We start from the raw sequence: 11,378 nt of genomic DNA on the forward strand, positions 1-11,378 counted from the left end.
GTGGCAAAACCCCCGCAATTGGGGGCGCCCACACTGGCGAACCCGCGGGGGGGGGTCCCCCCGGGGGGGGGGGGGGGGGGGCCAGGCGGCCCCCGCCCGCACGCGTGGTCCATGCTGACCGCATGACTCAGCCGGAATCCGTCCCCGCCCAGCAGGACCCGGCAGCCGGGCTGCCGCTGCTCGTCACCGCCCAACTCCCGGACGGGGCACGGTTTCCCGTCCGCGGCCTGCGGGGGAGCGGGGCATCGCCGCGCCCCGCGCCGGCCGTCCTGATCCTCCCCGCCATGGGCACCCCCGCCCGCTACTACCGCGCGTTCGCGCGCCAGTTGCACGCGGAGGGGCTCACCGCCCTGACCGTGGACATGCGCGGGCAGGGGGAGAGCACCCCGCGGGTGACGGACGCGGACGCCGTCGACCACGGCTACCGCACGATCGTCGAGCAGGACCTCGTCGCGGTCATCGAGGCGATACGCGGCGAACTGGGCCCGGAGCCCGCGCTGTACCTCCTCGGCCACAGCATGGGCGGCCAACTGGGCCTCATACACGCGGCATTGGGGATCGGCCCCGGCGTCGACGGAGTCGCCCTCGTCGCCTCGGGCTCCGTCTGGTTCCGCGCGTACGGCCCCCTGCGCGGCCCCCTGCTGCTCATCGGCCAGTTGCTCACCGCGGCCACGTCCACGCTGCTGGGCCGGTGGCCCGGCACCAGGCTCGGCTTCGGCGGCAACCAGCCCAAGGGCGTCATGCGCGACTGGGCACGCCAGGGGCGCACGGGCCGCTATTCGTCCCCCGGCTCCCCGCACGACTATGAAGCAGCCCTGCGCACCCTCGGCCTGCCCGTCCTCGCGGTCTCCGTGGAGGGCGACACCTGGGCCCCCGCACCCGCTCTCGACCACCTCGTCGGCAAGGCGCCGGGAGCCCGCGTCACACGCGACCGGTACTCCGTGCGGGAGGCGGGCGCCCGTCTCGACCACTTCGTGTGGACGCGGGCGGGCGGAGCCCTGGCCAAGAAGGTGGCGGCATGGGCGGTGGCGGGCGGAAGCTGAGGTGCACACATACTCGGGGCCGGTTCACCCGTTCGCCGTACCCGGCATGCGTGCGCTCCGGCGGCGGCATTGGCTGCTGCTGAGAGGAGGCTGTTGCCGGGAGCTGCCGACGGAGAGGGGAGCGGGGCGATGAGCACTCCGGACGAGCGTGCCCGGCAGGGCAGGGCTGCCCGCAAGTACGCCTCCCGTTCCTCGCACGGGGCCTGGATACCCTCCGCCGACCGCGCCGACCCGGTGGCCGTCCTGGAGCGGCAGGGGGCGGACCGCGTCCAGGAGCTGCTGCCCATCCGGTACGCCCGCATGGCCGCCTCGCCCTTCTCCTTCCTGCGGGGCGCGGCCGCCGTCATGGCGGGGGACCTCGCCGTCCAGTGGCAGACCGGTCTCACGGTCCAACTCTGCGGCGACGCCCACCTGTTGAACTTCGGCCTCTATGCATCGCCGGAACGCACCCTGCTCTTCGACCTCGACGACTTCGACGAGACCTGCCCCGGCCCCTTCGAATGGGACGTCAAACGCCTCGCCGCGAGCGTCGCCGTGGCGTCCCGCTGCAACGGCCACCCGGAGAGCGGGACCCGTGCCGCGTGCCTCGCGGCGGTGACGTCGTACCGCTCGTCGATGAGGCGCCTCGCGGAACTCGGCGAACTGGCCGTCTGGTACGAACGGACCGACGCCCACGACCTGTTGCCCCTCATCCGCTCCACCCGCCGACGCAAGCGCGCGGAGAGCACCTTGGACCGGGCCCGCGGCCGCACGAGCCTGCAGGCGCTCGGCAAGCTGACCCGGGAGGTGAACGGCGTCCGCCGCATCATCCACGACCCGCCGCTGCTCATACCGGCGGGCGCCCCGGACCTCGCGGCCGTACGCAAGATCTTCGGCGACTACCGCTCCACGCTCTCCGAGGAGCGCCGACTCCTCCTGGACCGCTACCACTTCGTGGACGCGGCGCGAAAAGTGGTGGGCGTGGGCAGCGTCGGCACCCGCTGCTTCATCGTGCTCCTCGCCGGGCGCGACGACGACGACCCGCTCTTCCTCCAGATCAAGGAGGCGGTCCGCTCGGTCGTCGAGGAGCATCTGCCGCCGGGACCGTACGTCCACCCCGGCCACCGCGTGGTCGCGGGCCAGCGCCTCCTCCAGGCGGCGAGCGACATCTTCCTCGGCTGGATGACGGGTCCCCGGGGCCGCGCCTTCTACTGGCGCCAGCTCCGCGACATGAAGGGCTCCGCGGACGTGGAGGCCATGTCCGCCGGGGAACTGCGCTCCTACGCCGGGCTCTGCGGCACCGCACTCGCCCGCGCCCACGCCCGCTCCGGCGACCGCATCGCGATAGCCGCCTACCTGGGCGGCTCCGACACGTTCGACCGGGCCGTCGCGGACTTCGCGCTGCGCTACGCCGTGCAGAACGACCGGGACCACGCGGCCCTGACCGAGGCGATCGCCTCGGGGCTCGTGACCGCTGCCGGTGCGGACGGTGCCGCGCTGCGGGAGTGACCTCCACCGCCCATGATCGGTCCCATGAGCACGCACGAGGAGGCGCAGCCCGGCGCGGAGGACCGACCGCTCACCGAGCGCCACGCCTCCTGGATCGAGCTCTTCTTCGACTTGGTCGTCGTCGCCGGTGTCGGCCAGCTCGCCCACCTGCTCCACGAGGACCCCTCCCTCGCCGACGCGGGCCTGTATCTCCTGCTCTACCTGGCCTTCTGGACGGCCTGGGCCTGCTTCACCGTCTACGGGAACATCGCGGGCGACCGCGTCAGGGCGCCCAGCATGCTCCTGGCGATGTCCGGCCTCGCCGTCATGGTCGCGGCGGTCCCCGGCGTCCACGCGGACGAGCACGTCACCGCGTTCGTCATCGCCTATGTCCTCCTGCGCTGGCTCGCGGGCCGGGTCTGGCGGCGCGGCCAGGTCGTCGTGGACTGGCCGCTCGCGCAGTACGGACTGGGCGCCCTGCCCTGGCTGATCTCGCTCTGGGTGCCCGCGCCCGGACGCTACTGGCTGTGGGCGGCGGGCATCGCCCTCGACCTGGTGATCATGCTTGGCGTCGACAGCGACCGCATGCTGCGCGGGGCGCAGGACAAGCTCGACCAGGCCGTCGCGCACCGGGGCGGCCGGCCCTCCGACGTACGGCGCCACCCGGAGGGCGGGCCGCCGGTGATCGCGGCGGCCCCCTCCGAGTCCGTACATCTGGCCGAACGCCTCGGCCTGTTCGTCATCATCGTGCTCGGCGAAGGCGTCATCCAGATCACCGCGGCGGCCTCCGACGTCCCCTGGGACGCGGCACTCGCCGTCACGGCGACCGGCTCGTTCGCCCTGCTCATCGGCGTATGGACGCTCTCGCTCCTGTACGGCTTCGCGGGCGTGCCGCACCTGCGCCCCGACAGGATGCCCGTCCGGTTCGCGATGCTCCTGCACTGTGTGACGACGGCCGCGATCGCCGCGCTCGCCGCGGGCCTGGGAGCGGCGGCCGAACACGCCCACGGGTCCGCCCCCGACGGCGTACGCCGACTGCTCTGCGCGAGCGTGGCGGCGTACTTCTGCATCAGCCTGCTCACCGGCCTCTTCACCGGCGCGGAACGCCCGTGGCTGCTCGGGTGGGGCCTGCCCTGCACGCTGCTGCCGCTTGCCTTGGGCCTCTTCGGGGGCGGGCTCGGTGTGGGGTGGCTCGTCTGGCTGCTTGCGGCGACGGTGTTCTGGCAGGTCCTTTACGCGCCGGGGCCGCCCGGCACGACGTCCGCGCCGGGCACGCACGGCACCCGGCGCAGACGCCTCAGACGGGGATGGGACGGCTAGCGCGTCCCGAACCGACCACGGATCTCGCGTACCGGCTAGCGGATCTCGTCCGGGACCACCGTCAGCCACCGCTTGTCCGCGGTCACCTTCTGGCCCAGCTCACGCTGCCGGTCGGCGTTCTTCTGCTTCATCCCGTCGAGCTGCTTCATGTACGAGTCCTTGCGGTTGACCCAGACCCGCGCCCCGCCGTGCTCCACGTCCGCCGAGTGGAACAGCATCGGGCCGTCGCTCGCCGGGGTGTCGCCCGCCACCAGGACCGGCTTCTTCCACTCGTCGATGTACGTGTTGATGGCCGCGGGCTTGCCCTGGAACCAGGTCAGGGGCGCCCAGAGGTTCGGCGTCAGCTCGCGCTTGGCCAGCTTCTTCTGGTCGAAGCGGCCCTCCGCGATCTCCTTGCGGGAGCTGGTGACCTCACCGGTCTTGCGGTCCTTGAGCTGCAGGCCGACGCCGATGACGTTCTCGGGCTTCACGTCGTAGCCGTACTTGGGGTCGGCGAGGACCATGCGGACCAGATCCTCGCTGGCCGCGCTGACGACGTACACCTCGATGCCGTGCCCCCGCAGGGACTTGTAGAGCTCCTGCATGCCGGTGAAGAACTCGGGCTTCTTCACCTCGGTCTTCGTCAGCTTCCCGTCCTCGTAGTACTCGGCGGGGATGGGCTTGTCGTAGGCCAGGAGCTCGTCCACGTACCCCTTGAGCTCCTTGAGCGTGAAACCGGAGAAGATCTGCGCGGCCCACGGGTAGCAGACCTGGTCGTCGACCTCGCAGAGCCGGTTGTAGTAGCTGTAGAGGCTCTCCTTGTGCTTCGCCGTGTCCTTGAACGGGATGATCTTCAGCGACGGGTCCATCGACTTGCGGGTCAGCACCCCCTTCATCTCCAGGAAGGGCAGGAGGGACTCCTCCAGGTCGTTGCGGTACGTCGTGTTGTCCGCGTCGAAGACGGCGTACGCGCCCTTGCCGTCGTTCTGCGCGATGACCTTGCCCAGCTTCTTGGCGACCGGCGCGGGCCAGTGCTTCAGCTCGGCCGCGGCCCGGGCGCTCTTCGCGGCGGTCTTCGCGGAGGCGTCGGCGGCCGTCGCGTCCGTGCTCGGCCAGAGCGCCGTCCCCGCGATGACGGCCGCGGTGAGCGCGCCCGCCGTGCCGAGTACGGCCAGCTTGCCCGTTGCCTTTGATGCCATGGTTCTGTGCCCCCTGAGAGCGGTCTGCGCCCCGTCCGGAGCGGCGGGTCATCGTATGGGGCGGGGCCGCGGATTCCCATGATCGACATCACCGGACGGAACGGGCATGGGACGCCTGTGCGCGGGTAGCAGCGTCAGACGGCCGCTCCGCGTACGGGCCTGCCCCGCGGTGAGGCCGGGCCCGCGTCCGGGCCTGCCCCGCGTCCCCGCGTACGGGCGCCTGCCCCGCGGCGGCGCCCGTCGCATACTGGAAGGCATGGAGACCGCCTCCCCGGAGTTCGTACGGGCCGCTCCGCGGCTCGGCGGCATGGTGGTGTCCGCCGTCGGCTACCGCACGGCGGGCGAGCAGCCGGGCCTGCACCGCGGCCTGCCGTCCCCGTACCTGACGCTGATCTTCTCCCTCGACGGCCCCGTCGCCACCGGCGCCAGCCCCGAGCAGGCGGCCGGCCCCGACGCCATGCGCACGGACATCGTCCTGGGCGGCCTGCACCGGTCACCGGCCTACGTCGTACGGCCCGAGCACGAGGCGGGCATCCAGCTCGCCGTCCACCCGCTCGCCGCCCGCGCCCTGTTCGGCGTACCGGCGTCGGCGCTTGCGGGCGACCTGGTGACGCCCGGCGCGGAAGTGATGGGGCGCCGCGCCGCCGACGTACGGGATCTCCTGTGCGAGCAGAGCGGCTGGGAGCAGCGGTTCGCCTCCCTGTCCGCCTACTTGCGGCAGCGCGCGGCTGACGCGGGCGCCGAGGGGTCCGTACGTCCCGAGGTCGCCGAAGCCTGGGCCTGGCTCGCCCGGCACCAGGGCATCGGCACCCTGCGCGGCCTCTCCCGGCACGTCGCCTTGAGCGAACGCCGCCTCACCACGCTCTTCTGCGCCGAGACGGGCCTGAGCCCCAAGCAGGCGGGCCGCCTGATGCGCTTCCAGCGCGCCCGCAACGCCGTCGTGCGCTCCGTCGCGGCGGGCGCCGCCCCTGACCTGGCGCGCGTCGCCGCCGACTGCGGCTACTACGACCACTCCCACCTGGTACGGGACTTCCGGCAGTACACCGGCGCGAGCCCCACCGGCTGGCTGGCCGAAGAGTGCCGGAATATCCAAGCCGGGAGCCACGGCGGGGGCGAAGAGTAGGACCCATGGACACCACCGAGAAGCAGAAGCAGCCCCAGTCCGCCGCTGGCTCCGCCACCTCCGGCGGACGCGCACCCAGCGTCTGGCCGACCCTCCAGGCGCACGACGCCCCCGCCCTGATCGACTTCCTGGTCGGCACCGTCGGCTTCCTGCGCACCGCCGTCTACGAGGACGGCGGCAGCGTGGCCCACGCCGAGCTCGACTGGCCCGAGGGCGGAGCGATCATGCTCGGCTCGTACGACGACGGGGCCGGGGACTGGTGCCTGAAGCCGGGCACCTTCGGCACGTACGTCGTCACCGACCGGGTGGACGAGCTCTACCAGCGGCTCAGGGCCGCCGGGGTCGAGATCATCCGTGAGATCGAGGACCAGCCGTACGGCAGCCGGGAGTTCGCGATCGCCGACCCCGAGGGAAACAAATGGTCCTTCGGGACCTACCGCGGCGCACCGAGGCCGGACGGGGCGTCCTGACCCGGCTTGACGGCAGCTTCCCTGCCCTGGCGTGACGGCAGCCTCCCTGACCTCGCGTGATAGCTTGCGAGCGCCAGTCAACCCACACCAGGGCCAGGGAATCCGGTGCGAATCCGGAACTGACGCGCAGCGGTGAGGGGGAACGGGCGGGGCCACGGCCACTGGGCGTCCACGGACGCCCGGGAAGGCGCCCCGTCCGGCCGATCCCCGAGTCCGAAGACCTGCTGGCGCCTTCGCCCGCGCACCGAGCGGCGGAGGTGACGAAGCAGGCCAGGCTCCGCGTATGAGCCGTGAGACTCAAGGGATCATGTGTCCTCCACAGCCCGTCGTGTACGTATACCCGTCGTCCTGCTCAGCGCGGCCCTCGCCGTCACGCTGACCTCCTGCGGCGGCTCGCCTGCCTCCTCCACCACGGACAAGAAGGCCGACGGCTATCCCGTGACCCTGACGTCCTGCGGCAAGAAGGCGGAGATCAAGGCGCCGCCGCAGCGCGCCGTCTCCCTCGACCAGGGCTCCACCGAGATCCTGCTCTCCCTGGGCCTCGCGGACCGCATGGCCGGCACCGGCACCTGGACGGACCCGGTGCTGAAGGGCCTGGAGAAGGACAACGCCAAGGTCGACCGGATCGCCGACAGCTACCCCTCCTTCGAGAAGGTCCTCGCCAAGGAGCCCGACTTCGTCACCGCCTCCTTCACGGCGACGGTCAGCAAGGGCGGCGTCGCCGACCGCGCCAAGTTCGCCGAACTCGGCGTACCCGCCTACGTCTCGCCGTCCGACTGCGCGGGCAAGGACAACAGCGGCGACGGCGACGGCAAGCGCGTCAAGACGCTGACCATGGACACGGTCTACGGCGAGGTGCGCGACCTGGCCAAGGCCTTCGGGGTCGAGAAGCGCGGCGAGCGGCTGGTCGCGAACCTCAAGGGGCGGGTGGCGAAGGCCACGAAGACCGTCAAGAAGGCCGACGCGTCCGGCACCTCGCTCCTCTACTGGTTCGCCAACTCCGACGCCCCCTACATCGCGGGCTGCTGCGGAGCGCCCGGCATCATCACCCGCGAGCTCGGCGTGAAGAACGTCTTCGACGACACCCGCGAGGAGTGGCCCCAGATCAACTGGGAGACCGTCGCGGACCGTGACCCCGACGTCCTGGTCATCGGCGACCTCACCCGCAAGTCGCAGACGGCCGAGAGCGCCAAGAAGAAGATCGAGTTCCTGGAGTCCAACCCGGCCACCAAGAACCTGACCGCCGTGAAGAAGAAGCGGTACGTACTGCTGAGCGGCCAGGCCATGAACCCGACGATCCGCACGGTCGACGGCGTGGAACAAGTCGCCGCCGCCTTGCGCGAGTTCGGGCTCGCCAAGTGACGCGAGCCGCCGGTCTGCCGGGCGGCATACGACGGGCCGGTCTGCCGGGCGGCATACGGCAGCTCCTGCTCTGGACGACGGGCCTTGCCGCCCTCGCCCTCTCCGTGGCGGTGGCCGTCACCATCGGCCCCGCCGACATCTCCGTACCGGACGTGTGGTCGGCGGTGGCGGCCCATCTCGGCTGGGGCGAGGCGACACTGACGCCCATCAGGGACGGCATCGTCTGGAACCTGCGCATGCCGCGCACGCTCCTCGCGGCGGTCTGCGGCGCGGGCCTCGCGGTCTGCGGAACCGTCCTCCAGTCCCTGCTGCGCAACCCGCTCGCCGACCCCTTCGTGCTCGGCGTCTCGTCGGGCGCTTCCACGGGGGCGGTCGCGATCGTCGTCCTCGGGGTCGGCGGGGGAGCGGTGTCGGTCTCGGCGGGCGCTTTCGTGGGCGCCGTCGTGTCGTTCGCCCTCGTCCTGTTCCTCAGCCACACGCTCGGCGGGAGCGCCGACCGAGTGGTGCTCTCCGGCGTCGCGGCGATGCAGCTCTTCTCCGCGCTCACCTCGTTCGTGATCCTCACGGCGGGCGACGCGGAGACGACGCGGGGGGTCCTGTTCTGGCTGCTCGGCTCGTTGAGCGGGGTCGGCTGGACGGACGTCTGGCTGTGCGGGGCGGTGCTCGTCGTGGCGCTCACCATCTGCCTGGCGCATGCCCGCACCCTGGACGCGTTCGTGTTCGGCCAGGACGCGGCGGCGACGCTGGGGGTCCACGTGGCCCGCACCCGCCTCCTGCTGCTCTCCGTCACGGCCCTGCTCACGGCGGCTCTCGTCAGCAGCGCGGGCGCCATCGGCTTCGTCGGCCTGGTCCTGCCGCACGCGGCCCGCGCCCTGGTCGGCTCGGGGCACGCACGCCTGCTCCCGGTCACGGCGCTCGCGGGCGCGGTGTTCCTGGTGTGGGTGGACACGCTGGCCCGCACGGTCCTTGACCCCCAGGAGGTCCCGGTGGGTGTGGTGACGTCCCTGATCGGCGTCCCGGCATTCGTCCTGGTCCTCTACCGCACCCGGAAGACGACATGACTCTGCACGCTGCCCCGGGCTCCGGCCCGCACACCGACCCCGGCCTGCGAGCCGACCGGGTGACCAGAACAGCCGGCGGCCACCTCATCGTCGACGGGGTGACCCTGGCCCCGCCCCCCGGAGCGACGGTCGGCCTGCTCGGCCCGAACGGCTCGGGCAAGTCCACCCTCCTGCGCATCCTGGCGGGCGTCCTGGCCCCGGCGTCGGGGGTGGTCACCCTGGACGGCAGGCCGCTGCGGGACGTGGGCCGCCGCACCGTGGCACGCAGGGTGGCGGTCGTGGACCAGGACGCCACCACGCAGGTCGAGCTGTCGGTGGAGGAGGTCGTACGCCTGGGCCGCATCCCGCACCGCAGGGCGTGGTCCCCCGCCACGCCCCGGGACGACGAGGCGGTCCGGGAGGCCCTGGCCCGCACGGGCCTGGCCGACCGGGCCGCCCAGTCCTGGCACACGCTGTCCGGCGGCGAACGCCAACGGGTCCAGATAGCAAGGGCGTTGGCCCAGGACCCCCGCGAACTCCTCCTGGACGAACCGACCAACCACCTGGACATCCAGCACCAGCTCGACCTCCTGTCCCTGGTGGCGGACCTCCCCCTGACCAGCGTGATCGCCCTGCACGACCTGAACCTGGCCGCCATGTTCTGCGACCACCTGCTGGTCCTGCGCGAAGGCGTGGCCCACGCGTCGGGCACTCCGTCCGAGGTGATCACGGAGGAGCTGATCGCGAAGGTGTACGGGGTGCGGGCGGTGGTGACACCGGCGGACGACGGCCCGGGGTCGAGGCCGTCGATCCGCTTCCTGAGGCGGTGATTCAGCCCGCTTGCAGCCGGTCGGCGAGACCCGCGGCGGCGAACGCAGAGGCCAATTCCTGCCGCCCCTCGGTGAAATGGGCCCAGCTGTCGCAGTGGACGGGGACGACCCGCCGCGCCCCGAGGATCTTCGCGGCCTCGGCCGCCTGGTTGCTGTCGAGGACGATCGGCGCACCGCCGAACAAGAAGGGAAAGCGGGGAGCTCCTGCGAAGAGGACGGCGGTGTCCACGGGACCGAACCGCTCGGCTGTCTGCTCGACCGCGGTGAGCGAGGCGTTGTCGCCGCTGACGTAGATGGTGGGCAGGCCCTCGCCGGTCAGGACGAAGCCGACGACCTCGCCGGTGAGCGGCTCGACGTCCTCGCGCCTGCCGGGCCCGTGCACGGCGGGCACACCGGTGACGGTGACGTGTCCGCCGCCGGGCCGTTCGAGCTCGACGGACTCCCAGTCGCCGAGCCCCTTCACCTTGTCCCCGAGTCCCTCGCGCAGGCGGAGCCCGCCGCCGGGAGTGGTGAGGGTGAGCGGTACGCCGGGGAGCAGGGCGCGCCCGGAGACGTCGAGGTTGTCGGGGTGCTCGTCGTGGGAGAGCAGGACGACGTCGACGGGGCCGAGGTCGTCGGGGGAGACGGAGGCGGGCGCGGTCTTGGTCAGGCCGGTTCCGCCCGGGGCCGGGTAGTCGCCGGGTGCGTCGAAGGTGGGGTCGGTGAGGAACCTGAGACCGCCGTACTCGAAGAAGGCGGTGGGACCGCCGAAGACGCGGACGGGGATCTGCTCGTCGGTCGAGCCGGGGGTGCCGAAAGCAGCAGCCATGAAAGACACATGCCTCACGGTTGAAGGAAGGTTCATCCGTGAGAAACCGTAACCGTTTCTCACGGATGAAGGCAATGCGTACCATGAGGTAGGTGAAAGAAACCCTGACCGCCGAGTTGGCGCCACCCCTGCCGCCACCGCCCGCGCCGGGTGCGGAGCAGTACCCCGCCCTGGACTTCGCCAACAGCGCCATCGCCCTGCCCGGCGGCCAGTTCACCGACTTCCTCGGCACCCCGCAGGACACGAACCGCTGGCTCACCGACCGCGGCCTGGCCCCGGCGGACGCGGGCCTGCAGGAAATGTGCACGGCCCAACTGCGCACACTGCGCGAACAGATCAGGTCCCTGCTCGCCGCCCGCGTCGACGGCTGCCCACCCCCGGCGGGCGCACTCGCGGCCGTCAACGAGGCCCTGACCAGAGCCCCCGCGGCCTCGCTCCTGCACTGGGACCCGGCCCGCGGCGGCCTCTACCGCGCCGCGTCCCACCCCACCACGCAGATCGTCGAACACGCCCTGGCCACCCTCGCCGCGGACGCCGCGGCCCTCCTCACGGCCCCCGACGCCACCCGCCTCACGGCCTGCGGCTCCCCGCCCTGCAACCGCTACCTGCTCCGCCACGGCCGCCGCCACTGGTGCTCCACCCGCTGCGGCGACAGGGCCCGCGCGGCCCGCGCATACGCCCGCCGCACCCAGCCGAACGCAAGCTGAGCGACCGGCACCGCACACACAGCAGCGAGG

11 protein-coding genes and 1 riboswitch are annotated in these 11,378 nt (G+C 72.4%); of the genes, 9 read left to right on the forward strand and 2 right to left on the reverse strand.

Annotation, left to right across the window (positions count from 1 at the left end):
- Positions 1-122 precede the first annotated feature (122 nt).
- From ACWFR3_RS45490 to ACWFR3_RS45500, 3 genes are all read left to right on the forward strand, one after another.
- Entirely contained in the window at positions 123-1,043 is a 921-nt protein-coding gene (locus ACWFR3_RS45490; protein ID WP_453740604.1) for an alpha/beta hydrolase family protein, read from the forward strand.
- A gap of 129 nt (positions 1,044-1,172) precedes the next feature.
- Positions 1,173-2,531 (forward strand): DUF2252 domain-containing protein, encoded by a 1,359-nt coding sequence (locus ACWFR3_RS45495; RefSeq protein WP_453740605.1) that lies wholly within the window; start codon positions 1,173-1,175, stop codon positions 2,529-2,531.
- A 24-nt stretch (positions 2,532-2,555) separates the two neighbouring features.
- The gene (locus tag ACWFR3_RS45500) at positions 2,556-3,830 is read left to right on the forward strand and encodes a low temperature requirement protein A (protein ID WP_453740606.1); all 1,275 of its coding nucleotides are present in this window, start codon (positions 2,556-2,558) and stop codon (positions 3,828-3,830) included.
- A 35-nt stretch (positions 3,831-3,865) separates the two neighbouring features.
- On the opposite strand, the gene ACWFR3_RS45505 is transcribed toward ACWFR3_RS45500, so the two are convergent.
- The gene (locus ACWFR3_RS45505; RefSeq protein ID WP_453740607.1) at positions 3,866-5,008 is read right to left on the reverse strand and encodes a haloacid dehalogenase-like hydrolase; all 1,143 of its coding nucleotides are present in this window, start codon (positions 5,006-5,008) and stop codon (positions 3,866-3,868) included.
- A 256-nt stretch (positions 5,009-5,264) separates the two neighbouring features.
- Here ACWFR3_RS45505 and ACWFR3_RS45510 point away from each other — a divergent pair, with 256 nt between their 5' ends.
- From ACWFR3_RS45510 to ACWFR3_RS45530, 5 genes are all read left to right on the forward strand, one after another.
- Complete coding sequence (locus tag ACWFR3_RS45510; protein ID WP_453740608.1) at positions 5,265-6,131, forward strand: helix-turn-helix domain-containing protein; 867 nt, start codon at positions 5,265-5,267, stop codon at positions 6,129-6,131.
- Positions 6,132-6,136: 5 nt separating this feature from the next.
- Entirely contained in the window at positions 6,137-6,601 is a 465-nt protein-coding gene (locus ACWFR3_RS45515) for a VOC family protein (RefSeq protein ID WP_453740609.1), read from the forward strand.
- Positions 6,602-6,658: 57 nt separating this feature from the next.
- Positions 6,659-6,844, forward strand: a riboswitch (cobalamin riboswitch).
- A 66-nt stretch (positions 6,845-6,910) separates the two neighbouring features.
- Positions 6,911-7,963, forward strand: coding sequence for an ABC transporter substrate-binding protein (locus ACWFR3_RS45520; RefSeq protein ID WP_453740610.1), 1,053 nt, complete (start codon positions 6,911-6,913; stop codon positions 7,961-7,963).
- Entirely contained in the window at positions 7,960-9,024 is a 1,065-nt protein-coding gene (locus ACWFR3_RS45525) for a FecCD family ABC transporter permease (protein ID WP_453740611.1), read from the forward strand. Before ACWFR3_RS45520 ends, ACWFR3_RS45525 begins: the two co-directional genes overlap by 4 nt.
- A complete protein-coding gene (locus ACWFR3_RS45530) occupies positions 9,021-9,833 on the forward strand; it encodes an ABC transporter ATP-binding protein (protein ID WP_453740612.1) in 813 nt (270 codons plus the stop codon). Before ACWFR3_RS45525 ends, ACWFR3_RS45530 begins: the two co-directional genes overlap by 4 nt.
- A gap of 1 nt (position 9,834) precedes the next feature.
- On the opposite strand, the gene ACWFR3_RS45535 is transcribed toward ACWFR3_RS45530, so the two are convergent.
- Positions 9,835-10,641, reverse strand: a complete 807-nt coding sequence (locus ACWFR3_RS45535) for an MBL fold metallo-hydrolase (RefSeq protein WP_453740613.1) — start codon at positions 10,639-10,641, stop codon at positions 9,835-9,837.
- A gap of 92 nt (positions 10,642-10,733) precedes the next feature.
- On the opposite strand from ACWFR3_RS45535, the gene ACWFR3_RS45540 reads away from it, so the two are divergent.
- Positions 10,734-11,348 carry a CGNR zinc finger domain-containing protein gene (locus tag ACWFR3_RS45540; protein WP_453740614.1) on the forward strand — a complete coding sequence of 205 codons (615 nt, stop codon included), beginning with the start codon at positions 10,734-10,736 and terminating at the stop codon, positions 11,346-11,348.
- Positions 11,349-11,378: the final 30 nt, after the last annotated feature.

It is taken from the genome of Streptomyces sp. NPDC055189 (assembly GCF_053606765.1).